This is a genomic window from Butyrivibrio sp. AD3002 (assembly GCF_000420905.1).
Lineage (GTDB): Bacteria > Bacillota > Clostridia > Lachnospirales > Lachnospiraceae > Butyrivibrio.
In genome coordinates, this window is sequence record NZ_ATVV01000035.1 from 1 (window position 1) to 24901 (window position 24901).

25 protein-coding genes and 1 pseudogene are annotated in these 24901 nt (G+C 40.1%); 3 read left to right on the top strand and 23 right to left on the bottom strand.

The genetic code is table 11. The annotated features are described in order from the left end of the window. Window positions 1-153: transposase (locus G596_RS26125; protein WP_196805253.1), on the top strand; the 153-nt coding region annotated here is incomplete at its 5' end. 137 nt (window positions 154-290) lie between these two features. On the opposite strand, the gene G596_RS0117780 is transcribed toward G596_RS26125, so the two are convergent. Together G596_RS0117780 and G596_RS0117785 are read right to left on the bottom strand one after the other, a co-directional pair. Further along, window positions 291-1103, bottom strand: a complete 813-nt coding sequence (locus G596_RS0117780; protein ID WP_022763171.1) for a hypothetical protein — start codon at window positions 1101-1103, stop codon at window positions 291-293. 21 nt (window positions 1104-1124) lie between these two features. Continuing rightward, window positions 1125-2018, bottom strand: coding sequence for a fructosamine kinase family protein (locus tag G596_RS0117785; RefSeq protein ID WP_022763172.1), 894 nt, complete (start codon window positions 2016-2018; stop codon window positions 1125-1127). 196 nt (window positions 2019-2214) lie between these two features. On the opposite strand from G596_RS0117785, the gene G596_RS25055 reads away from it, so the two are divergent. Continuing rightward, the gene (locus tag G596_RS25055; protein ID WP_022763173.1) at window positions 2215-2382 is read left to right on the top strand and encodes a hypothetical protein; all 168 of its coding nucleotides are present in this window, start codon (window positions 2215-2217) and stop codon (window positions 2380-2382) included. Between the two features lie 65 nt (window positions 2383-2447). On the opposite strand, the pseudogene G596_RS26010 reads toward G596_RS25055, so the two are convergent. The 18 genes and pseudogenes from G596_RS26010 to G596_RS0117875 form a co-directional block, all read right to left on the bottom strand. Further along, window positions 2448-2846 (bottom strand): annotated as a pseudogene (locus tag G596_RS26010) (ATP-binding protein); the annotation flags it as partial. Window positions 2847-2858: 12 nt separating this feature from the next. Continuing rightward, window positions 2859-3245, bottom strand: a complete 387-nt coding sequence (locus tag G596_RS0117795) for a hypothetical protein (protein WP_022763174.1) — start codon at window positions 3243-3245, stop codon at window positions 2859-2861. Window positions 3246-3420: 175 nt separating this feature from the next. Further along, on the bottom strand, window positions 3421-4248 hold the full coding sequence (locus G596_RS0117800; RefSeq protein WP_022763175.1) for a leucine-rich repeat domain-containing protein: 828 nt from the start codon (window positions 4246-4248) through the stop codon (window positions 3421-3423). Between the two features lie 98 nt (window positions 4249-4346). After that, window positions 4347-5423: an oxidoreductase gene (locus tag G596_RS22805; RefSeq protein WP_022763176.1), complete on the bottom strand. Its 1077-nt coding sequence runs from the start codon at window positions 5421-5423 to the stop codon at window positions 4347-4349. Window positions 5424-5497: 74 nt separating this feature from the next. Continuing rightward, on the bottom strand, window positions 5498-6184 hold the full coding sequence (locus G596_RS0117810; protein WP_022763177.1) for an aminoglycoside 6-adenylyltransferase: 687 nt from the start codon (window positions 6182-6184) through the stop codon (window positions 5498-5500). Between the two features lie 17 nt (window positions 6185-6201). After that, entirely contained in the window at window positions 6202-7548 is a 1347-nt protein-coding gene (locus tag G596_RS0117815) for a TldD/PmbA family protein (RefSeq protein ID WP_207637799.1), read from the bottom strand. Next, window positions 7535-8923, bottom strand: coding sequence for a TldD/PmbA family protein (locus G596_RS0117820; RefSeq protein ID WP_022763179.1), 1389 nt, complete (start codon window positions 8921-8923; stop codon window positions 7535-7537). The genes G596_RS0117815 and G596_RS0117820 overlap by 14 nt, the downstream gene beginning before the upstream one ends. Window positions 8924-9164: 241 nt before the next feature. Then, the gene (locus G596_RS0117825) at window positions 9165-10283 is read right to left on the bottom strand and encodes a hypothetical protein (protein ID WP_022763180.1); all 1119 of its coding nucleotides are present in this window, start codon (window positions 10281-10283) and stop codon (window positions 9165-9167) included. A 99-nt stretch (window positions 10284-10382) separates the two neighbouring features. Further along, complete coding sequence (locus tag G596_RS0117830) at window positions 10383-11345, bottom strand: hypothetical protein (protein ID WP_196805254.1); 963 nt, start codon at window positions 11343-11345, stop codon at window positions 10383-10385. Window positions 11346-11434: 89 nt separating this feature from the next. Continuing rightward, window positions 11435-11809 carry a hypothetical protein gene (locus G596_RS0117835; protein WP_022763182.1) on the bottom strand — a complete coding sequence of 125 codons (375 nt, stop codon included), beginning with the start codon at window positions 11807-11809 and terminating at the stop codon, window positions 11435-11437. Window positions 11810-11841: 32 nt separating this feature from the next. Continuing rightward, the gene (locus G596_RS0117840) at window positions 11842-12267 is read right to left on the bottom strand and encodes a hypothetical protein (RefSeq protein WP_022763183.1); all 426 of its coding nucleotides are present in this window, start codon (window positions 12265-12267) and stop codon (window positions 11842-11844) included. A gap of 134 nt (window positions 12268-12401) precedes the next feature. Beyond that, a complete protein-coding gene (locus G596_RS0117845; protein ID WP_022763184.1) occupies window positions 12402-13583 on the bottom strand; it encodes a leucine-rich repeat protein in 1182 nt (393 codons plus the stop codon). 183 nt (window positions 13584-13766) lie between these two features. Beyond that, the gene (locus G596_RS0117850; RefSeq protein ID WP_022763185.1) at window positions 13767-14732 is read right to left on the bottom strand and encodes a carbohydrate kinase family protein; all 966 of its coding nucleotides are present in this window, start codon (window positions 14730-14732) and stop codon (window positions 13767-13769) included. Between the two features lie 3 nt (window positions 14733-14735). Then, window positions 14736-16217, bottom strand: coding sequence for a glycoside hydrolase family 32 protein (locus tag G596_RS0117855; RefSeq protein WP_022763186.1), 1482 nt, complete (start codon window positions 16215-16217; stop codon window positions 14736-14738). 8 nt (window positions 16218-16225) lie between these two features. After that, the gene (locus G596_RS0117860) at window positions 16226-17557 is read right to left on the bottom strand and encodes a family 43 glycosylhydrolase (protein WP_196805255.1); all 1332 of its coding nucleotides are present in this window, start codon (window positions 17555-17557) and stop codon (window positions 16226-16228) included. A 113-nt stretch (window positions 17558-17670) separates the two neighbouring features. Next, window positions 17671-19326 (bottom strand): ABC transporter substrate-binding protein, encoded by a 1656-nt coding sequence (locus tag G596_RS0117865; protein WP_022763188.1) that lies wholly within the window; start codon window positions 19324-19326, stop codon window positions 17671-17673. Window positions 19327-19381: 55 nt separating this feature from the next. Then, a complete protein-coding gene (locus G596_RS0117870; RefSeq protein ID WP_026498196.1) occupies window positions 19382-20293 on the bottom strand; it encodes a carbohydrate ABC transporter permease in 912 nt (303 codons plus the stop codon). Between the two features lie 13 nt (window positions 20294-20306). Beyond that, entirely contained in the window at window positions 20307-21227 is a 921-nt protein-coding gene (locus G596_RS0117875) for an ABC transporter permease (protein ID WP_022763190.1), read from the bottom strand. Between the two features lie 239 nt (window positions 21228-21466). Between G596_RS0117875 and G596_RS0117880 the strand changes: the two genes are divergently transcribed. After that, window positions 21467-22519 (top strand): LacI family DNA-binding transcriptional regulator, encoded by a 1053-nt coding sequence (locus tag G596_RS0117880; RefSeq protein WP_022763191.1) that lies wholly within the window; start codon window positions 21467-21469, stop codon window positions 22517-22519. Between the two features lie 353 nt (window positions 22520-22872). On the opposite strand, the gene G596_RS0117885 is transcribed toward G596_RS0117880, so the two are convergent. From G596_RS0117885 to G596_RS0117895, 3 genes are read right to left on the bottom strand one after another with little or no spacing between them, the layout of a single operon-like run. Next, window positions 22873-23682, bottom strand: coding sequence for a hypothetical protein (locus G596_RS0117885; RefSeq protein WP_022763192.1), 810 nt, complete (start codon window positions 23680-23682; stop codon window positions 22873-22875). A gap of 14 nt (window positions 23683-23696) precedes the next feature. Then, entirely contained in the window at window positions 23697-24518 is an 822-nt protein-coding gene (locus G596_RS0117890; protein WP_022763193.1) for an ImmA/IrrE family metallo-endopeptidase, read from the bottom strand. Then, on the bottom strand, window positions 24518-24895 hold the full coding sequence (locus G596_RS0117895) for a helix-turn-helix domain-containing protein (RefSeq protein WP_022763194.1): 378 nt from the start codon (window positions 24893-24895) through the stop codon (window positions 24518-24520). The genes G596_RS0117890 and G596_RS0117895 overlap by 1 nt, the downstream gene beginning before the upstream one ends. Window positions 24896-24901 lie beyond the last annotated feature (6 nt).

The following is a 24901-nucleotide window of genomic DNA, read 5'->3' on the forward strand; positions in this document are numbered from 1 at the left end:
GGAGATGCTCTTTTCTGGAGCAGGAGTTATTTTTGCGCCACAACCGGATCCGTTTCACTTGAGACAGTGAAAAAATATATAGAAAGCCAGCGCACAGATGACCACAAAAGAAAATATGAAAAAACAGGGAGATACAGCAAAGTAAAGCGCTGAGGGTCAGCGATTCATCCCCCACCGACTATGTCGGAAGGAGTTTTCTCGCCGATACATCATAATGCTTATAAGGAAACAGGCCCAAATACACTTATTTGAACCTGTTACACACTTATTTTTCTTATTTATAATTTAGTTCATTCTAATATGTTATAGTCGTCAAGCCAATAGCTGTCACCATAGCCATTTGAGACCACATCATCTATGATTGCAACGCCTGTCGCTTTAGGTATTATCCTGCCCTCATCGGCAAGCTTATCTGCTTCAGCTGCAGTAAGAGAATAATATGTAGTACTTACTCCGTAATCCTCGTATTCCATATCATTTACGGCATAAATAGTGAACTCTGTGCGCAAAAAATCATAGTAATCGCCCGGGATTCTCTGAAGGCCTGTCACCACAGTAAATGCATTTCCCAGATAGGTTTCCCCATCAACTGAAGGCTCTGTATACCAGGCTATATTGTCCTCGCTTATCTCTATAGTGCCATTATATGGATTATTATCTCCCGCGCCGAAGAAATCCCTTTCCTCCAGGTTGCTTCCGAAATACCTGCCAAGTATATTATTTACGCTACTCTGGTCAATCCAGGTGCGATCATTCTCATATTTCAGACCGGATGGATCATTTAAGATTTTCCACTCCAGAGTAAAATGTGCCCATTCCGCAGGATCGTAGCCAGCGCAGTTATACCCCTGCTCTGAAAAATTAGACAAAAAAATGTTAAGATCATGCTGAAGCTCTTTTGAAATTTCCTGGGGTTCTTCTGTCTTCCCCAGAGGATCTTCTGTTGCTTCAAGAGGATCTTCCACTGCTTCAAGAGGCAATACATCCTCTTCAATCTCTACGGGCTCTGTGACAACTTCATCATTCCCCGTTTTGCCGCAACTCGTAAGCAGACCACACATCATAGCAGATATCATAAATATAGATAACGACTTAATATTCATCCGGTCACCCCCGTAACCCATCTAGCTATACCTTTCAATCGTCCTCACCACAGCTGACAAATATGCGCTTCCAAACAGATTAAGATGATTTGTCAGGTGATAGAGATTGTACAGATCACGCCTCTCCTCATAGCCCGGAGCAGCTCCCATCGCTGCAAAATATGCCATGTAAAACCTGCTATCAAAGCCTCCAAAAAGCTCTGTCATGGCAATATCAGCTTCATTACAACCGACATATACCGCAGGATCAATAAGCATCGGCTGTCCATTTTCATCCGACATAAAGTTCCCTGACCACAGATCTCCGTGCAAAAGAGACGGCTTCTCCGGCTCATACAGGAATCTGTCCAGATTGTCCAGAAGGCTGTTTGCCTTTCTTATTATGGTACTGTCAAAATATCCCGCCGCAAGTTCAAACTGCGGTCTTAGTCTGCATTCGGAGAAGAACTCTATCCAGCTGGTTTTAGGTATATTCTTCTGCTTTCCTGCTCCGATATAATTATCATTCTCAAGGCCATACTTCCCATTATTTAGGAAAATTGCAGTATCCGCTTTGTGCATGACAGCAAGGTTCTCGCCGAGTTTTTCCCAGAAACCCGGCCTCGCTCCGGCTCTGTCTATATATTCCATCAAAAGAAATGAATACCCATTATCCGTTCCAATTGCATGAATCTGCGGAACTCTGATTGCATGAGTAGCCCTTATCGCATCAATCCCCTCCGCTTCCGCTCTGAAGAAATCAGCATTTGATATGGTATTTACTTTAAGGAAAAGAGCCTCCCCATTGGAAAGAAACAGCTTATAAGCATCATTGGCATCCCCACCATGTACTGTCTGCTTTTTCTCTATAGCCACATCTTTTCCATACACTTGCGAGACAGCCTCTTTTAATGAATTGAAAAATAAGCTTTTCATGACAGATTCACCTTCCCCGAAATAATACTTATACTTTTTTCGTTCATTCCTCTCAATATAGTCTAACATACGATTTAATGCTAACTTAAACGTTTTTTATAAAGTTTTTATATATGCGTCGCAATTTGGTCACATTTTGAGACTATTATTTTCAAAACCAAAAGTATATGTGTTATTTGTATATGGAGGTGCTGATATGGGGAAAATTATTCAATTTGACAAAAACGATCCTAATATCATTGATACCGTAGAATGCAACGGAAGATACACAGACGTGGCAACACTCAGAAATAAAGTTATAACTGCCGGAGCAGTACTGGTTGCAGCGGCAGCGTTCGTTTGTGCCCAGTTCTTCTTTATTTAAAAAATTTAATATCATCTGTCTTCGTTTTAACGTATAACAGGAGCCTCACCGGCTCCTGCTTTATTATGCATCTGCATTTTTCGTTCTTCTGATGGAATTGTTATATTCTCAACATTCTCTTTGATTGATATCAGTGAGCCTGTCTCGATGTAGTCATATCTTCCGTCGGCTACAAGATACTTAATTGCCTCCCTGGCCTTTGGATATTTCTGTATTTCATCAAAAATTATCAGAGATTCTCTGGGGTACAGCCTAGTGTTGTATTCAAGCGTCAGTGTCTGAAAGAAAATATCCAGATCATCAAGGGATTCAAAAGCATCTTTTATCTTTTTCTTAGCCTTATTAAAATCGATTAGAATATAGGACTTATACTCATTCTGAGCGAATTCTTCAGCGACCGTTGATTTTCCGATTCGTCTGGCTCCTTCGATCAGTAATGCCTTCGTCCCATTTTGTTTCCACAGTAAGTTATACTGTTAGATATGCATGTTTATTTCAAGGCTGTCCATGTACTGGCATAGAGAATGGTTCAAATTAACATAAGATACGGTCTTAAACTCATCTGTCGCCTGAGCTACAGCTACATTTACAGTACTTAACTGATTATATAAAGTGATCATAATCGGGACTTTTAATACTTTTGACATTCCTCTAAAGCAAATATTGCCGGCTTCAGGAATATTCTCAATATCCTCTTTTTTCTCAATAGCAACGAGCTTATTGTCTACCATTATCTCAAAACCGTCATAATACTCATATGCGTAAGCTATACCCTTTAATATCTGTTCCCAACTAACTCTGTAGGTAAGCTCCCATTGTGACTGCGTCCACCCATTATCATTTTTTAACTGAATTAAATGCATTTTATTCTCCTTTATCCAATAATACTGCAAAATAATTTTAAACTCTCACCCCACATTATACATAAATAACAATAAGTGCCAGGGCACTTACCCATCTCCTGATCTTAATATTTTTCATATCGGACTCCCCTTTAATTCCCTTTAAATTTCCCTCTAATTATTTGATTAAAAATATTTACTTCAGTTTTCTTTTCAAATTATTAGCGACGTAGTAAACCTTTTTAGCTCCGGCTTTTTTGATTTTCTTTGCCAGAGATTTAGGATTGTAACCATTGTCTACGTTGTAGGTCACCGTTATCTTCTTCACACCCTTAAATGCCTTTTTACCTACTGTGCTCTGCTCGTTGTCAGTGTCACCGGTGAACACGTAAAAGTTTTTAAGGCTTTTGCAATTCATGAATGCGCTGCTGCCAATTGAAGTAAGGCTTGCATTTACTCTGAAAGATTGCATGGACTTGCATCCCTTGAAGGCATTCTTTCCAATCTTGGTTTTAGTGTTGTATGGGCTATTAGACTCACCCCAAATAACCGATTTTAACCCGGTGCATCCTGCAAAACAGTTGTCCGGAATATCAAATTCCTGTCTGCCTTCCGGATAGAAAAAGCTTCCAAAATCCTTCACGTTGACATATAGCAGTTTCTTACAATTCTTAAATGCACCCGGGGCAAAGCCAACAACATCGAAGGTCTCCTGAGTCCTTGGTACACTTATTCTACCTACGGCCGAAACCGTCTCAACATAGCCATAGTAGCCATTTCCCAGGGCACAAGCCTTGGTCTTTTTATAGAACTGCGGATTAAACCCCTTGATAATAGCCTGTCCGGGAGTATGTTTATATCCATCCTTTTCAGAAGCCTGCTTGATAATTACATATTGGAGATAAGGTGAATTATAGACTTCCCCTACATTCATCCTGCCTTCAGCAGAAGCACTAAGCTTAACCGAAGCGCATAGACCGACAACAAATGCCAATAGATACAGATATTTCGTTACTTTTTTCATACTGATTTCCTCTTTTTTCTATTATTCCGCTTAGAGGCGGTGTTCCCTTAAGGAACCATTATAGCAAATCAGTATCCAGACACCAGCATTATTTTTAATTATTTGTCAGATAATCTCACTTTTTCAGCGGGGCACTTATGGGGTGCGAAGGGTCCATACTGGCAGTTGGGACACTGGAAGCACTTTACGAAAGGTGCTCCACTTAGCACTGCTTCACAAAAAGCAGGGTCTGCAAGGATTGCCTTTCCAAGGTCAACTGTATCAACAAGGTCATTTTCTATCAGATACTTTGCAAGTTCCGGCTCATAGATTCCGTTGACACAGGAAACCGGAACGCGGCCCTTGAAGTGATCATGGAATCTGACTCCAAGCTCACAGATCTGATTGTAGGGCTTTCCCTCATCCTTAAGAGTTGGATCATCCCATTCAATTCCTGTGGAAACCTGCAGATAATCGCATCCTGCCTTCACATATTCCTCTGCAATATTGATAGCAGTGTTCACATCAGGCTCGATTCCTGTGGTTCTGATTGAAATCAGGAAATCATCTCCGCACTTTTCCCTGATCTTACGAATTATCTCTGCTCCGAATCTCGCGCGGTTTTCATCACTTCCGCCGTACTCATCTGTCCTGAGATTAGTCTTCTTCGAAACAAACTGATTGATCAGATAGCTGTGGCAGCCGTGGAGTTGAACTCCATCATAGCCTGCAGTCCTGGCTCTTACAGCAGCATCAACGAAGCTCTCCTGCATTTTGTGGATCTCATCAAGTGTCATCTCTTTTGCAAGAACATTCTCATCTCTTGTGGGAACCGCTGAAGGCGCGATCTGTTCTCCAAGTGCAGGATTGGAATTAAGTCCCGCATGATTGAGCTGGATAATAACTGCTGCCCCTGCGTCATGGCACACCTTGGCAATCTGTCTGTGACCAGCAATCTGGTCGTCGTTCCAGAGACCCATGTGGTTTTCTCCAAATCTTCCACCGGGAGTAACCGCTGTTGCCTCCACGCAGATGAAGCCGCAGCCATGCTCTGCTCTCTCCTTATAGTGCTGAATGTGCTTGTCTGTTGCCTTCCCATCAGGACCTGCATAATCGAATTTTACTGTGGGTGCCATGGTAAGTCTGTTCCTAACCACGGTCTTGTTAATTGTTATTGAATCTCCTACTTTTGTCATACTCTTCACCTTACAATAAAGCCTTACTTTTTATCTTCTTACTTTTTTATTCCTTTTTGCATCATATCTATTAGTTATTTATGAGCTCTTCTCATAGCCATAAACTCTCGAACATTATTAGATTCCTCAAGATCAAGCGGGAATCCCAGTTTCTCTGCCACATACACGGAAAGTTCCTCAAAGAAATCGTACATCAAAAAGAGCTTTTCCCACATGTCCTCGTAATCTCCGCTGGGGAACATCCCCTCGAAGTGGGTCATCTCTTCCTCAGTCAGATAATTCTTAAGATACTTGCAGCACGCACCGGTTGTGACCTGAAAATCGTTGTCGATTCCGATTTTCCAGTTGATCATCTTGAGGAACATGTTCATCATGTACTCTTCCATCATGCGGCGCGCATAGTAGAACTCATGCCTGCAAAGGCCCTTTGTCACATAGTTGCTGATCCATCGAAACTCATTTACTGTTCCGAAAAACTCGAACTCGCTGGGTTTCTTAATATAAAAACACTCCTTGGAAGTAATCTCCACAAGCTCCTTAAAGTCGTCCTTATTCGCAAGCACTGTGCGAGGTTCTGAAAACTCTGCCTGTTTTCCTATCTCGCTCACGTCTATAAAAGTCAGATCGATTCTGTTGCCATCCTTGTACTGAGTGAGGTAAGCAAAGCGCGACCTGCCATTGTAGTCGTAGGGTTCGGCGTAGTAGTCATCCTCGGTTGCAGTTTTCAGTATTAAATCATACATCTCGTCGTAAGATTTCATCTACGCCTCCCACACTTTTATTTTCCGGAAATAACAACTCCATCGACTGCAATATACGGAACAACTGAACCGCCATCGCAGACAAGTTCCTTGGAGATATCGCGGATGTTCTTAACGATCTCGCCAAGGTTACCGTTTACCATAGTCTCTGATACGGCATACTTAACTTCGCCATTTTCGATTAAGAAGCTGTTCTTAGCAACGCCGGAAAACTCGCCGTTTGCTCCGGGTTCTCCTCCTGAGTAACTTCCCAAGATAAGACCCTTGTCGACGGATTTGATTATCTCAGCAAGCTCCTTTTCACCGGGTTCAACCACAAGGCTCCAGCCTGTATTCTTAACAACCGGACGTCCTGTCTTGTTGGCAGCATAGAGGCTAAGGCAATGAGTTTTCAGCACGCCCTTTTCAATCAGAGTTACATCCTCAGCTCTAAAGCCATCCTGAGTTCCACGCTCGCCGTTAACAATTCTGTCGTCAAAAGGCTTCTTCGAAATTGTAAGCTTATCGCTTGCAACCTGCTCGCCCACCTTATCAAGCCAGAGACTGGTTCCATTGATAACCACATGGTCTGACATATAATTGGAAATCAGCATGCTAAGGAACTGAGAAGCCGCACCGGGAGTGAGAATAACTGTACCCTCAAATTTGCCCTCAAGGCTCTTGGTGTGAATACTGTTGCTGATGTCCTCAAGACTCTGTCTCAAATTGCCAAGTTCCATAAAAGGCTTGTCCAGATTATCCATGGTAACACCGGCGAAACCGATGCCACTGTTGACGTCATCTTCACCAGCGCTGATCTCGAAATAGAAATTGTAATGGCCTGAATAATCCTCGAACTCTGTTCCATTTGAGTTTCTTGAAATCCAGTGACTTCTGTCATAGGAACCCACAGCAGCCATAACAAGCACCTTGGGGTACTCCTTCTTTATGGCATCAAGGCACTCCTGTATTCTATTGAGGAACTTGTCCATGTCAGGCTCGTAAGTACCCTGTCTGAAAACTTCTTTTCCCTGATCAGGGGCGATATCGTGGCAGGGGTCCTCCGGAGATGACTGTGCTGAATCTTTTCCGTCATCTGCCAGCTTAATAAGCGCTTCCTTGGAAAGGTCATTGCCACTGGCACTACCCATTTTGTTATCCTCGAAAACTGTTAAAGAGGTGTAATAGTCAAAAACGGTTCTCAAAAGCTTGAACTCACCGTTTTCAACGTTAAGCTCCTGTTTTTCAGACTTCACAAGGACATAGGTGTATTTGTTAATCTCTTTATCTTTAAGTACATCATCAAATAAATCTGCAAATTCTCTCATCTCGTTCATATTATGTCTGTCCTCTCTTTGAATTCTCGATGTATTATCTTCCGCCAATCATGATCTTGCAGCGCATATGAGGTCCGCCCATACCAACTGCCATCTGCTGCTTTTTGCCGCAGAAGCCGCTTGAAGACCATTCAACTTCGTTGGAAACCATATCAACAGTTTTAAGCATCTCAAAAGCGACACCCGAAACCGTCGTATCAAGAAGTGCGCGTCCCAGTTTGCCGTTTTTAATCTCATAACCGCAGGTCACACCAAACATAAACTCACCTGTAAGGTCAGCCTGACCGTTACCGGAATCAATGAGATAATAGCCATCTTCAACAGACTCAATCAGCTCTTCCACAGTGTTCTCGCCGGGAAGAATGCAGGTATTTCTCATTCTGATAAGAGGTTCATCCGCAAAAGACCATCCCCTTACGTTTCCTGTGGGCTTCATATTGTATTTCTCCGCTGTCTCGCGGCTGTTCATATATCCTGTCAGGATTCCGTCTTTAATAAGCACAGCATCTTCAGCCTTGATGCCTTCATCGTCAAGGTATACAGGAAGGGGTGCCACTTCCCCATTAAAAGTGTGAGCGAAGTCAACCAGATTAACCAGGTCAGATGCCACTCTTTTCCCAAGGCTCGGGCCGGCCACACTGCCGCCCATAACAAGGTCAGCTTCTACGGTGTGTCCAACCGCTTCGTGAGCAAGCATTCCGCCCATCATTCCGCCAAGTACAACAGTCTTGTAGCCCGCTTCGGCATAGACACCATCGGCCTTGTCTTTAACCTTTTTATAGAGCTTCTCAATCTCCGGATAGTACTGTTCAATATCCGAAAAATTGTCCTCAAAGCTGCCGTATCCGCCAAGGGCTTTGAACATATCTACAGGGTTACCGTCTTTCGTTTTCAGTCCCATGGAAACATAGATGTAGCATCTGGGAGTTACCAGATGACCGTCATAGGCGTCGGAAGAATAAATGATCCTATCCTGAGAATCCTCGCTGTAGTATATGCTTCTGCTCTCGAGATTCGGATATTTCTGAGCAATGTAATCGTCCAGCTGGCGACAAACTTCAATTATTCGCTTCTGCTCAGCATCAACAATGTCGTCATTGGTAGGGATAAGTCCTGTTCCATAGGAAGGAGGCAGAACAATCCCTGTACTTCCCGCATGACGAGCCAGGAGATTAACGTTCTCGGAGGCAGCCTTCAAAACCTTCTTGGCAGCTTCATCACTGCATTCTGCGATGGATGCAAATCCAAAAAGTCCATCCTTGCCAACTCTGGCACTAATACCTCTGGATTCTCTTCTATGATTTGAAACCATGTTACCCTTCAGGATATTCACTGATCTGTAGCGATTTTCCTGAGCTCTCAGCACTGTCTGAACCCCATCTTCAAACAATGCTTTATTCGATTCATAAATGTCTTTTAGCATAGTTGTCCCTCCCAGTATTTTTTTTAGTCTAATGCTTGTTACGCTTCTCATTTTGAAGGCTGTGCTTTTTAATTGTGCAAAACAGCCCCACTTAAATAAGCTTAACAAATGCAGATGCTACGCGATACCCAATAATTGCTGAATATAGTACAAAAACAGAGCCTAAGACTTGCTTCATCTTAAATAAAAAAAGAGCTCCAAAGCATCACTGCTTCAGAGCCCATATAGTTTATCTTATCCTTTATTTGATTTTTGCCATCTTTGCTTTAGACCAATCTGAGTAGAATCTTGAATTATTGTTTTCAACGTAGGTTCTGATTCTGAAATAGTATCTCTTATGTCTCTTAAGTTTACTGATAGTAATTTTTCTCTTATTGTTACCTGCATCCTGTGTCTTTTCAATCTTGAAGGTTTTTGATTTTACATTCTTCTTGAAGTTTTTATCTGTAGAATACTCAATCTGGTATCCATTTACACCATCTACTGCCTTAAAAGTTACCTCTGCTTTCTTCTTTTTAGGTGACTTAACCTTGGTTACCTTTGTCTTTTCGATTGAAGCACCTTTTATTGAGAAAGAATATTTTACGTTTGAACCTACAATTTTTAGATAATATACGCCGGAATTTAAATAAACTTCACCTGTCCTATCAGCGCCGGAGATATCCAATTTTTTTTCCGTTAAGTCGTTGTTAAAAATAAGAGCTTCATAAATGCGGCTATAAGTAACCGCAGTATTACTATAGGCTGTTAAATTAAGAACATATTTGTTTTCCTTTGAAACATTAAACTTATACCAATCCTCGTTATCTGTTGAAGTAAGTGAATCTGTCACAGTAGTATTTATTTCATATCCTTTAGGGTTTTCATAACTGTCTACTGTGTTTTCTGATACTCCATATCCCTTAAATGACAATTTAAATTTGTACTTATTTTCAGCTTCCTTTGTATAACCATACCAATCACTAACTTTTATATAATAAGTTCCTGCAGATAATGACCTAATGCTTGTTTCATCCGCCACAGTATCTGTGCCTTCTGTATGTACCCAGTTAAATTCCTTGAAATCATGATTCAATACACTAATAGCCATACTACCGGATTTATAAAAAGTTCCATGCAGTGTTAAGTCACCATCTTCCGGTATAGTAAACTTATAATACTGGTTACCACCTTTGTACTCAGCCCACTCTGTAAATTCATAATTAGCGGGTATCTCAACAGCCTTATCTGATGATTCCCCTCCGACTATAGCCTTTGCTATAATCTTTCCCTTAGGAGCAACTGTACTGAATGCTGCGACAGATATTGAAAGTGCAAGGAGCAGAGCTCCGGCCTTCTTTAGTAAAACATTTTTCTTCATCTTATTTTCCCTCTTTTCCTCAAAATTTTCATACAACTTCATCATTGTAGCACAATGAAGTAGCTGTTAAAATGCGAATCACATTAGTATTTGATCTTATTAGTTTCCTATTGTCTTGGCTGCATCCATATTAATACCTTCAATAACAGTTATCTCGTTCATAACTTTCTGCATATATTCCTGTGCTGCTATGGTTGCTTCTTCAACATCGTTTAAAGTATTTATTGTAATAGCTCCCTGTATTCCTGTTATGTTATAGACATCACCATCCCTGTCAGGCAGCAAAACTGTGAATTCCAAACACGTATATGTTCCATGTTCCTTAAGTTCTCTTTTATCAAGATATTCAAAAACATAAGTAACACCATCCCTGGTAACTACATTTGTTAGTTCTTTTTTGTAATGTCCTTGTATTCCGTATAAAGTTAAAATCTCATCTGTTGAGAATTCCTCTAATGGTTTGTCATAATCATTAGAAATTTCATATCCCCCATCATGCCTGCAATCTATTTTTATTTCTTTTATTCCATCCATATTGGACTGCCATGTTACATCTTTGTATTTTACAGATTTAAATCCTGATATTACATCCTCTCTTGATTTCCTGGAATGATATACTTCTCCTTGAGCTTCCGTGTATTCAACAAATTTATTAGGAATAGGAACAATTAATCCATATCCAATTCCATCACTCTCTCTGGATCCTATATGCATATCTGTTGTTTCCAGTAGCCATTCAGGATGAGGATCAACAGCCTGTGCTGCTTCATCCGCCTCTTTTTGGGCACGCTTTTTCATATCTGCTTCATATTCTGCCTGAATCGCATTTCGAAGCTCATACACCTCATCCTCACGTCCATCAGCTCTTGCCTCATTGATAATGGGATTATCCTCTACAAAGAAAGCACTGCTCTTTTGTGAGCATCCTGTAAGAGTGGTCATAAATAATGCTGTTGTCATCATCACCGTTATCATTTTCATTGATAATCCTTTAATGTCCTTGATAACCCACTTCCATGTTTCTTCATCAAAATATTTTTCTGCCATTTCTTTTTCCTCCATAATGATTGTTTTTTTGCTGTTCTATCTATAAGTACCAACCATTTTGGATTCGGTTTTATAATTTTGAAAAAATTTTTTTAATTTTTAAATTAATCAAGAATCTGCCATTCAACACTTTTCCCATTTTTGATATCTTCAGTAAGATCTTCAGCATTTTCTACATCATGCCTTTTACCCTCAGCATCTATAAAACTTTTATCCCATCCACTATTCTCAACACCTCCATCTCCATATATATCTATATATCCATACTCATTGAGATTAATAATGTTTCTGGTCCATGCCACATCAGAGTAAACTGTCTGCAAAGTACCATTAATATTTTTTATTATTAAATATTCTTCCCAGCTTTCCAGTGGTTCTTCAGAGGGAGTGTGTATTACAACTGCCAGTTCTTTATCGCCATCATTACCACAATCTATATAAGCATATTCTATCTTTTCAAGAGATACTCTATCCGTCATCCAATCTTCTTTATAGAATGCAATTAACGTATCTACAATTTCTTCAAGAGTATAATCCTGCTTTGTAAAATTCTTAAAAGAAAAATAATAACCAAGGTCATTTTCTGTGTTAATGTGTACGCTTTCTTCATTATGAAGGAATTTTTCATACAAAGTTGTATCCATTTCCGTATCGCTATCCATTTATATGATATTGTGTTTTCCGTTTCTTCCGGTAAAATAAAAGGTGTTCCTTCAGGAATAACAACATTAAAATCCAATCCGCTAATTCCTGAAAGCTCAGCAATGTTTATTGTTGAGATCTTATTAAAATCAACTTCCATTTTTACAAATTCCCTGACATCAGGCATTCCTGCTATCGTCTTTACCTCATCCTTTGTTATTGCATTTTCTTTTATCTTATTTAAATCATTACTGTCTAATACTTTATTTGAATAGGCTGTTACAACCGGCTCCACTTTTTTATCTGTCGCAAATTCAATTTCATTTTTTTCAGCAAGCTCGGAATTTAAATCTATAAAATAAACCCCTTAGGTGACACTATTATTCACCTAAGGGGCTTTTACCTGCTGGGGTTAACCCCTGTATTAAATTACTTTTTGATGACCTTTATAAGTTTTTTCTTAGTGCTGCCTTTTACGCCTTTAACCTTGATGACAGCGTCCTTGTTAATTTTCTTGAAAGCTCCTTTACCTATTTTCAGGGATTTGTTTGCTTTTATGGTGACCTTTTTGAGTTTCTTACAACCCCTGAAGGCATTTTTTCCTATAGAAGTAACATTACTGCCAATCTTCACAGATTTTATTTTCTTATTGTTTTTGCAGGCATTTTTAGCTATAGATGTGACAGGATAAGTTGTACCATCCACTGTAACAACGTTCAGGGAAGCTTTCTTTTTTGAAGCGATTTTTGTTGCGCAGGCATTTCCATTAACATCAATGTAGTATGTAATATCATCAATAGTTACTGTCATTGGCAACTTAGCAGCATTATTTTCTACCGTACCTGATGCATCTTTTTTATCAGTATTTTCATCTGTAGGCATGTTTTTTGATGTGTTATCATCTGAGTTCTCTGCAGGCCTTACAATCGTTATCACATCAGAATTAGCATATTTATTCAAATCGCATGATGATGTTTTTAAAGTGACACTTTCTACATAATCTGAAAAAGTGTATTCATGTTCTGTTTTAGCCATACTACAATTGCAATAAGTTATTGAACGTTGGCCATATCCATATCTGAGAGTATGACCATATCCATCATCGGTCCAACTTATTTTCCATAATTTCTTTCCATTATTTTCATACCATTTTGCTGTTATTCCCGTTGGCTGTGGCATTCTCTCATTTAAATTTATCTCGTAACTTGCTATTCCATAATTGGATTTTTTCAAACAATAATCAATAGTTAATGTATGTGTCAGAGGTTCATCATCACATCCAATAACATAAAGAATTATCTTTCCAAGATTGTCGTAGTAGTTGAATAAACCTAAGTCATACTCATCAATTGTCTGATCCTTTTTCAGAGCTCCTAACTTATTATAATGAAAACAATTCTTTTTGCCCTTTTCATCTACGCTATATACCAATACATAATAGTTTCCATCACTAACAGTTTTGAAATGATATTTATCATTGATGCATTTCAGATCCTTAACAGGTTGAATTTTTTTCGCTGCTTTGGAATTAATGGATACACATCCAAATAAGACTATCACACACATAAGTGATGTGATAAAGAGTAAAAGATTCCCCAAGATTTTTTTCATTTTCATTTCCCCTGACTTTTCTATTCTGCACTATGGCAGGCTCCCTCATAGTCAATAATTATATCACAAGTCGATTATTATATTCATAAAGAAAAATCCACGGCAGATGCCGTGGACTTTGTCTACAGTCTGAAGGGAATAACTTAAAGTTAATCCTTTTTCGCATATTCTTTGTTCTTATCATTACTTGTTTGTTAGAAAAGCTGTTATTTCTTCTTGGGTTGGCATTACAGAAAGTGCACCTTTTCTGGTGGTTATAATAGATGCCGCAGCGTTTGCAAACGACAGGCATTCAAATAATCCGTCTTTTGTCAGATTATCAAGTCCGTTTCTGTGGATGTAATCTATGGCACAGGCACAGAAGGTATCGCCTGCTCCTGTAGTCTCTATAGTAGCAGGATTTCTGTACCCGTCTTTTTTGATCACCATATCTTTGTAAAGAGCTATACTTCCTTCAGGTCCAAGTGTGGCAAACACGATTGGAATACCAAAGTCTCTCTTTATTTTCCTTGCTCCTGCCTCTATATCCTTAAGGCCTGTAAAAAGCTCAATCTCATTATCTGAAATTTTCAGGATATCACAGTTTTCAAAGCCATATTTCATAGCATCTATTGCATCGTCTACGTTCTTCCATAAAGGTTCTCTGTAATTTGGATCAAAAGATATGACTGCTCCGCTCTCTTTAGCTATTGTAACAGCTCTGACAGTTGCCTCTTTTGCAGGTTCGTCTGTCATTGACAGTGTTCCAAGATGAAATACATCTGCATTCCTGATAAGATCAGCATTCTTCTCAACATCCTCTGCTGTCAGCATCATGTCTGCTCCGGGCTTTCTGTAAAAAGAAAAATCTCTGTCTCCATTTGGAAGCTTGTTTACAAATGCAAGGGTAGTATTTACCTCCTCGTCAAAGACAAGTCCGGTAGAGTCTATACCCTGCTTTTCAATTCTCTCTCTTAACATTCTCCCAAAAAAGTCGTTTCCAACCTTGCCGATAAAAGCTGTGCTGTTGCCTAAATTCTGAAGCATTGACAGCACATTACAGGGTGCTCCGCCTGGATTAGCCTCAAATAAAGGATTTTCCTGGTTGCTGTCTCCGCTTCCTGTAAAATCAATAAGCAACTCTCCCAGCGCAACTACATCTTTTTTCATAAGTTATTTCCTCTCAAGCTCATACATAGTAACATCCATCAGAAGTTCTCCAACTGCCTTAAAACTGATACCTTCAGCTCTGACATCTGTAAGGATTACCATAGACATTACCTGCTGTCCATTATTGATGAAGAGCTCCATGCTGTATCTGTCAAGAACAAGTCTAAGTGAAATCTCACCCTTATTTCCTGCAACCTTACATCTTCTCTGATGAACAATGGCTCTTCTGCTTCCTGAATGCTTTCTGTCTATCTTAACAATATTGTCAACAGGATCATATTCAATCGCTGAATAAGCCTTGCCATTATCAGCAAAACGAATTTCAAATTTTTTATATGAAAGTTCTGCCTGTGTAGATCTGACTCTTACTGTCATATCTACGCATCTGCCCTCAATACTTGAAAGTGAAGCACTATCAGAAATAAGTACATTCTGTCTGCTGATTCTTTTGCCGTAATAATTCTCTATCTCTCTGGCAGGCCACTGAATAAGTCTGTTATCCTTAATAGTTATTTCCCTTGGAATACTCATCTGGCCAAACCATGGGAAGTCATCGCGCCTGATTCCGCATGTATCCCAGTTCTGCATCCAGCCTATCATCACTCTTCTGCCGTCTGCTGTAAGAACTGTCTGAGGAGCATAAAAATCGATACCGTAATCTATGGCCTGGCAGTTTTCCTCATTGAAGTTACCTTCAGAATCAAGGCTTCCGATTACGCAAAGTGTACCATTTCCGTTGTGGAACTCAAGCTCCTCCGGAAGCATATCCTGAGGACTTGTGAGAAGAAGCTGCTTACCATCAAGAGGGAAATAGTCAGGACACTCCCACATTACGCCGAATCTGTGGTTATTTTTAATAACCAGCTTATCATAAGTCCAGTGGATGCCGTCTTCACTTACATATTGAAGGATCTGGCCGTCCTTATCCACAGTTTTATTACCTACAACCATGTAATACTTGCCGTTTTCCTTCCACACCTTGGGATCTCTGAAGTCGAATTTTCCGGCTCCTTCAGGAAGGCTGTCTGCATTAATTACAGGGTTATTCTCGTATTTCTCATAATCAACACCATCACCTATAGCGATACATTGTGTCTGATACTCGCGGATTTCGCCGTTTTCATCCTCTTCTTTTCTAACGCCTGTATATACGAGAAGTTGCTTGCCGTCTTCCATCTCAATGGCACTTCCTGAAAAGCATCCAAACCCGTCATATTTTTCATCGGGCGCCATTGCGCAGGGAAGATACTTCCAGCTGATAAGGTCAGTACTTTCTGCATGTCCCCAGTGCATAGGTCCCCATACTGTCTCATAGGGATAATACTGGTAAAACATATGATATTTTCCCTTATAGATGCTAAAGCCGTTAGGATCGTTCATCCAGCCGCATCTGGGTGTTAAATGAAAGAGGGGACGCTGCTCCTCAGGTATCTTTGCTTCCTTTTTTACTTCATATTCTCTTGCTTTATTTAACTTATCACTCATAATATTCCTCATTTACCATAAATCTTTATATCACTTGCGTCTGCATTTTCCATATTCAGCTTCCAGGTAGCTCCAACTGCTGAATAAATGCGGTTTGACAGTGCCTTTTGCCCGTCTACATAGATAACCACTATGTCTTTTTCAACTACAACATCAACCTGATATTGTCTGCCTTCCTCCAGCTTCATAGCCTGATAGTTGGGAAAAGCATTGTATGAAATGTTGTCCTCTTTATTATTTACAGAGATCTTGTACTCTTCTCCCTTTTCAGTATTGGAAAATACGAGATCGCATATTCCATCTGCCTGCATCATAAGTTTATAGCTTAAATGACAGGTATCGGGTACATCTCCCAAATCAAGTGAACTATCTGCAACTGCCTCAGATAGTATCTCCTTATTAAAATACTCATTATATTTCTCAGGCATGCACACCCCCAGTGTGCCATCCTGCAATTGTCTAAGCTCATATACCAGTACGCTTCCTGCCCATGTGTACATGAGGCCATCGCTTTCTCTCTTTTTGCGATCAAGAAAGCCGATCAGATATCTTTTACCTTCGTACTCACATGTTTTTGCTGCATAGAAGCCATTGCCGTCAAATGTGTCAATCTCCGGTTTCTCCCAGGGTCCGAAAAAATCAGACGCTGTTCTGTAGTAAACTACATTGTTCCAGCTAAAGACGAGATAGTATTTATCTCCAAGCTTGAACACATCCGGACATTCCATAAAATAAAGTTCTTTGCTTGTATAAAAATCACCCTTAAAAGTCCAGTTCTCTAAATCCTGCGATTCATAATATATGATCGCACTTTCATCTTCTGCTTCTTTTCTGGCGCCAACCAGCATGATATAGCCGTCATCCATCTTAATAACCTGAGGATCACGGAAATCATTGGTACTGTAGCCATTAGGAGCATGAATTATTTCATCATAATTCTTCTCATATTTTTTGTTGTCTTTACTTGTTGCGTGCATTAAGCACTCTTTATCAAGTCCGTAGGTGTCATAATAGTCATTATGACCTGTGTAAAAACAGTGATATTTCCCACTGTCATCCCTGATAAAGGAACCCGTTCCTATAGCAAGATCCTGAACTTCAGAATCCTCTGCGAATTTCAGAACCTCTCCCTTATCTTCATATGTAGTAAAATCCTTGGTAAAAAACTGATGAAGCGGGTGATAACCTACGCCATTGTGATCAGTTTCATATAAATAATTCAGATATACGCCTTTATCAGTTGAAAGAGCCATTACATCCCCAACGTAGCTGTCCTCTGCTCTTGGGAAAAGGCATTGCTCGCCCTTTTTATCAGCGCATCCGGTTAATAAACATAACATAATACCAAATAAAGCTATTGTTCTTTTTTTCATCTCTTATAAAAGAGGGAGGAGATAACTCCTCCCTCACCTTTCGCTTATCAAGCTAATCCCATAAGATGTAACAATGTGTATTACTTGTAGAACTCATCAAGGTACTTCTGATAGATTGCAAGGTAATCCTCAAGACCATAAGCATTAACCTGCTTGATGTACTCATCCCAATCTGCATCTGTAAGGCCGTTCATAACGAAGTTACTTCTGCTGGAGTTGATGAAGCTGATAAGATCTGTCTGGATTGTTGTAAGCTTCTCTGTGTCATCTGCTGTCATGAATACGTTAGGATATACATACTGGCAGTGCATATCATCTGTGTAGTACTCTTTGATCCAGTCAAGACGATACTGAGCATCATCAGGACATGTTACATATACACCATAGTACTCATCAAGGATTGCAAGAGGACCGCCTACAGCCTCAGCCTCACGAACTTCTACAGGTGAAGCATCACCAAGAGGAGCATGCTTAAGCATCTTCTCACCCTTATCGTTCTCAGAAAGCTCGAAGATATCGAACTCATCATCTTCACCATAGGTTCCCCAGTTGTTCTGAGGTGACTGGAAGGGATCATACATACGATCAAGCCATGCACATACAAATGCAGGGTTGTCGCACTTAGCTGTAACTACGCATCTGCCGCGGTCAAAACCTGATGTGAATGAACCGTTCATAGGTGTTACGTTCTTGGTATCAGCCTGAAGAGCTGCAAGAGGCTCATAGTCCTCAAGGTTGTCGATGTTAGCAACGTCCCATGTGAAGCATACGCCGTATCTGTGAGATTTTCCCTTAGCAACGTATGTTGACCAATCCTGTGTGAAGCACTCGGGATCGATAAGTCCCTCATCATAGAGCTTATGAAGCCACTGCATACCTGACTTGAAGCCGTCCTGAGTAGCTGTGCAGATAACCTTCTTGTCATCTGTTACAGCGATGTGCTGTCCTATATCGTTATCACCATAACCTTCACCAAAACCGTTGATAAGAAGGCTGGGATCCTGATCGTTCATGATGCATGACATAGGGATGATATCTCCCTCGATGCCAAACTCTGCCTGAAGCTCTGAAGCGTGATCCTTGAATGCTTTAAGTACTTCTTCGAACTCGTCTACTGTTGTAGGCTTCTCAAGTCCAAGGAAATCAAGCCACTTCTTGTTGATGTAAGTAAAGTTGTTACCTACAGTCTGGATAGCTGTCTTGTTGGAACCAAGCTGCTCAATCCAGGGAAGAGCCCAGATATGGCCCTCTGAATCCTCACACATTGTGCGGTATTCAGGATACTTATCGAATACAGCCTTAAGATTAGGCATGTTTTTGTCAATATATTCTTCAACAGGAAGAATAACGCCCTGGTCTGCATATCTGATAAGATCAGAGTTACTGAATCCTGCATTGAATATGAAATCTGTAAGCATGTCCTTGTTAGCCATTGTCAGCTGAATCTTGTCTCCCCACTGATCGTTTGAAATAGCTGTCCAATCTACATGTACATTGGTCTCCTCTTCAAGTCTCTTGAAGATTGTTCTGTTGTTAGGCTCAGCCTCTGTTCCTGAAGGATAGCTGATTGTACCTGTGATAGTAACCTTCTCTTCAAGAGGGAAAGTGATGTTCTCAGCATCTACCTTAGCTGCACCACTGCCAGTTGAAGTCCCCTTGCCACAACCTGTGAGCGCACTTGCTGACATAGCAATGACAAGCGCTGTAGACAGTAACTTTGTTGTTTTCTTTTTCATTGTCCTCTCCTTTTCATTAGAAACTATTCAAACCTGTATAACAGGTGAATTAACGTTAGCCTTTAACTGAACCAACCATAATTCCCGAATCAAAATACTTCTGGAAGAACGGATACATAACTATCAAAGGCAAGCTTGAAATGATGATAGTTGCATATTTCAAAAGCTCTGCAAGCTGTGCTCTTTGTGCAGTACTCTGCATATCTGCGATCATACCCGGATCTGGCTCATTCTGAATAAGGATTGCTCTAAGAACGAGCTGCAAAGGCTGCTTACTTGCTGAATTCAGATAGATCATTGCATCGAAATAGCTATTCCACATTCCTACGAACTGCCAGAGGATAAGCACTGCGATAAGTGGTGTACATACAGGAAGCAATATTCTAAAGAAGAATGTAAGCTCATTAGCACCATCCACATCAGCTGCCTCTCTAAGCTCGCCGGGAACGCCCTTATAATAGGTTCTTGCTATGATCATGTTCCAAACACTAAATGACCCCGGAAGAATTACAGCCCACATGGAATCAAGAAGTCCCATGTTACTGATAAGAAGGTATGTAGGAATCAGTCCTCCGCCAAAGAACATTGTGATAATAAAGATTGCGTTAAAAAACTTCTTGCCTTTAAAATCATCTCTTGACATAGGATAAGCACACAAAAGAGTTATAAATACTGAAATTACTGCAAACAGTACGGAATAAAGAATCGCATTGAAAAATCCCGTCCATATCTGTGAGTTGGTCATAACTCTCTCATAAGCTGTCAGTGTCCACTTACTGAAATCAAAAACAATACCTTTATTCTGAAGTGTTATCGGATCCATAAATGAAGCAACGATGATATAAACCACAGGTCCGATTATAGCCAGCACGAAAGCTGCAAGAATGATATATCCTACAAGAAGGAATATTTTATCTCCAAGAGAAGCTCTTGCGAACTCGCTCTTTTTATTTGATGTCTTAATCATTTTCTTTTTCCCCTTATAATCCCTGTCCATCGTTAAGCTTCTCAACTATCTTGTTAACCGCAATGAGAAGTATTACGTTTACAATTGTATTAAAAAGTCCTACTGCTGTTGAATAACTGTAGTCACCATTCAAAAGACCCTTCTTATATACATAAGTAGCTATGATCTCGGATGATGCAAGATTCATGTCAGACTGAAGTGCATACGCTTTTTCAAAACCGATACTCATGATGTTACCTGCCTGAAGAATGAACTGGATAACTACCATATCCTTGATGGCCGGCCACTCAACTGCCTTGATCTGTTGCCAGATGTTAGCTCCATCAATCTGTGCTGCTTCCTTAAGCTCCTTACTTGCATTGGAAAGAGCTGCTGTGTACATGATTGATGCCCAACCGGCTCCCTGCCAGATTCCGCTGACGATGTAGATCGGTCTGAACGCTTCCGGAATTGTAAGGAAGTTGATGTTCGTTCCAAGCATCATGTTAAGCGGTCCTGTAACTGAAAGAAGGATTCTGACCATACCGCAAAGTACGATGACTGAAATGAAGTTCGGCATGTACAGTACAAGCTGTATCTTCTGCTTGATCTTGCTGCTCGCTACTCTGTTAAGAAGGAGTGCTAAGATAATCGGCATCGGGAAACCCCAGAGAAGACCAAATACACTAAGCTTCAATGTATTTATGAGATACTGCATAAAGTCCGGTGACGATAAAAACTGTTGGAAATATTTAAGACCTACCCATTCGCTTCCAAGTATTCCTTTAAACGGGTTGTACTTTTGGAATGCGATCAGAATTCCTCCCATAGGAAGATACCTGAAGACGATTGTAAGAAGTAGTGCCGGTCCTAAGAAGAACACGTAAAGCTGCCAATGCTGCTTAACATATACCAGGGTGTTATGCATCGAATTATCTTTTACCTTTGTGTTCATGTAGTCCCTCCCAAGTTTTACATTTGCATAATTCTCATTTGCATATGTAAAATATAGCACCCATATCTTCAGCTGTCAACATAATTATTTTACATTTGCACAACTAATATTTACATTTGACACTTTAATTTTTACATTTTATAATGATATAGGTGTCAAAAAGTCATAAATACCTACTATCTGGGGCACACCCATCTTTTGACACATTCATCTTTTATTTAGAAAGTGGAGACTACATTATGCCAGCAAAAGTCACCTTACAGGATATAGCAGATGCCCTTGGAGTATCCAGAAATACCGTATCCAAGGCTATAAATAACACCGGAGTTTTAGCTGAAGCTACCAGACAGAAAGTTTTAGAGAAGGCTATCGAAATGGGATACAAGCAATTTTCTTATGCCAATTCCATTTCAGACATTACAAATCCTTTCAGTTCCCAGCCCAAGGCTTCAGGAGAGATTGCTCTCTTTTCAGGCAATTTCCTTAATAATTCTCACTTTGCTTCTACCATGCTGGATAAATTTCAATATGAAATTTCTATGCTTGGCTATAGCCTGACAATGCACCGGGTTGATCATCAGAATATAGAGTCAAGAACTCTTCCTCTCTCATACAGACCGGATAACACCAAGGCTATTGTATGCATCGAAATGTTTGATCACTCCTATTGTGAAATGTTGTGCAGCCTAGGATTACCTGTTCTCATGATAGATGCTCCCGTTGCAAGCTACTGGAGACCATTAAACGCAGATGTTCTGCTCATGGATAATTTTTCCAATATATATACAGTCGTTAATGACATGAGCAAAAAGGGAATTACCAAGATAGGATTTGTAGGCCAGGTCACACATTGCCGTTCTTTCTACGAGCGATTCATAGCCTTTAGGGAGGCAATGTATATCAATAATCTGAACTTTGACGAAAAATATTGTCTTACAGAGGTTCATCCTCACGGATTAGAATATAGAGAATACTTATTCGAAGCTCTTACGAAGATTCAAGAAATGCCCGAACTCTTTATTTGTGCCAACGATTTTGTAGCTCTCGATCTGATATCCGGCCTCAAGAGAATGGGAATAGAATGTCCACGTGATATCAAGATATTCGGTTTTGATGATTCCCCCGAGTCCAAGATCATGTCTCCTTCTCTCTCAACCAGCCACATACACAGCCAGATAATCGGTTATTCAGCTGCCAACCTTGTAATCTCAAGGATTGAGCAGCCTGATCTCAATTACAGGATAACCTATACAGAGACTGATCTTATTTACAGAGAATCAACACAGATGTAATAAAATGAAAGAAAGAATGTCGCTTGCGACATTCTCGCGCCGTTGCAAGATGTCCGGGGGACATCTGCTTTGCAACGACCGAAGTGGAACGTAGACGCGATTGCTGAAGGCAACATATTCCTATCGCGCGATGTGCAGATCACTTGGCGAGGTTTTTTCGAGCCTAGTGAAATGTCATACACAGTAGTGCGCATCCATAGCGGAGCGCTTTTTATGATATAGGAATTTTTGAGAAATTTCCTATTAAATAAAAAAAGCATGTATTTTCATTACCAAAACACATGCTTCTATGATATCACAACATCAAATACCTGTTGCCCTACAGAACACTGCCCTTAATTATCTATATAATCCTATTCTTTATATCTAAGATTACCATTCTGCAGAACATCAAATTTACCGGCATACATTTCATCAATGACCTGTTCGCAAGGCACTCTGCAATATCGCATTTCTTTTGATGTGTCATGAACCCTAAAAGTTGTCTGTTTGTTCTTCCGGCTTTCTTCAAGATACGAGTCCAAATACGGCTGCGCCTCTTCTCTTGTCATGTTAGCATCCACATTAAGCCGCATAAACGATGATAAGACACTGATGCACCTTGCACCTCCAAGACTTACTATGCCATTTCGAGCATTTCTATCATCCGAACAAAAGACATATATCTGCTCGCCAAGCTTTGTACTAAGCATCTGAAGAAGGACATAGCTTTTAAGCTCTCCAAGATTATTACCTGGTCCTATATCGTCACAGTCTTCCGAAAGCTCCTTCAAAAACTGTTCTTTTGTAGTCTTAGAATAATTGACACCCTGAATTCTCTTAAACTGTTCTTCAAAATATCCGCTTCTATATGCCTCGCACCCATTTTTCAACATGTTAGAATACATGGCCACTGCTGAATCCGAGTATATAGCCTTTAGTTCATCAACAATCTCTTCGTCCGTAATACAATGAACCACTCCAGATGATATCTTTTTCTCAAGCCACTCAGGAGAGCCTGCAATATTATGTCTTTGGAGTTCTGTTTTTATCTGTTCATGACAATAGAAGCGATACCCCGGCATCTCCGTTATACGATCAATCAGCTTATTCTCTTCATCCTTACGGATCAAATGCGTCTTGGAAATAAAATCAGTATCAAGAAGAGCATATTTCTCTTTCATCAAATGCCCACCTCTTAGCCTTCCGCGAGAAAGCCATTTCTGATTTTTTCCAAGTACTCCATATCCGATTTCTCACGGCTTTCAGTCAGAAGTTCCTGTTCTTTGTTGTACTCCATATCATCAAGGAGACTTCCAAGATATGAAAGGTCCTTACTGTTTTGTTGCCATTTTAAAGCTTTACCCGTAAGTTTAATCCTTTCTGAAACATAATCAGAGTCACATTCCAGTAGTTCTTTGGCTTTACTATTTGAAATATCATGGTTCTCAACAAGTCTCAGTACCACCGCCTTGTACGGAAGTGCAAACAATTCCATCAAGATAAGGACATCATCAACAGATATCTTATCCGCAGCAATACCATATAGTTTAATCTGCTCATCCAATATTCCGTCAGGCATCAGGAGTAATCCGGCAAAAGCGTTTGCCTCAAGATCCTCCTGAGATTTCGCAGTATCATCCGCAGTTTTTGAATCCAATAATGAGCCACTTGCTATGGTACTGGGGTCTATATCTTCAGCATAGCAGTGAATGTGGTACAGCTCATGAGCAACAGCAAATATCTGTTTACAAAGAGCCAAGCCAGAATTGACGCAAAGAAATATTGTTCCCTTTTTTACAAAGGTAAATGCCCATAATTCATCGTCCTTAAAAGGATATCTGAGCACTTCCAGCGTTAATTCCCTTTTTCTGGCATAGTTTTCAGCAATGCTAAATATGGAATCACGGATAATCGTGCTTCCACAATAATTTACAGAAAAAGCTTTTGACAAAGCATTCATGCTCTCAAACTGTTTAGGCTGCTTGCCAAACAGGCTTTCTTCCAATATATTCCCCATTAGTCATTCCCCCAAGGCTGCATCATGGCATTTCCATTTTCACGTACTCTCTTGTGGAAAAGAATCATATCTGAAAGTTCATCAGCTATTTTCAGTGCCTGTCTTGCCTCTTCAGACTGAACTTTGCCCATAAAAGCATGGACAATATCAGTATCCTCGTATCCAGGGGTTATCCTTGTTAGCTCCTCCATCCTTACGCCAAGATATTCAGCTATAGACTTAAGTTCAATGGCATTAATCATGCGTGCACCATTCAGCATCTTATTCACCGTCTGCTTATTTGTCCCAAGTGCTTCTGCAAGATCTGTCTGTTTTTTATTCTGTTTCTTAAGCAGTGCAAGTATATTGCCTGCAATCATCATATTCATATCAACCATGAAAAG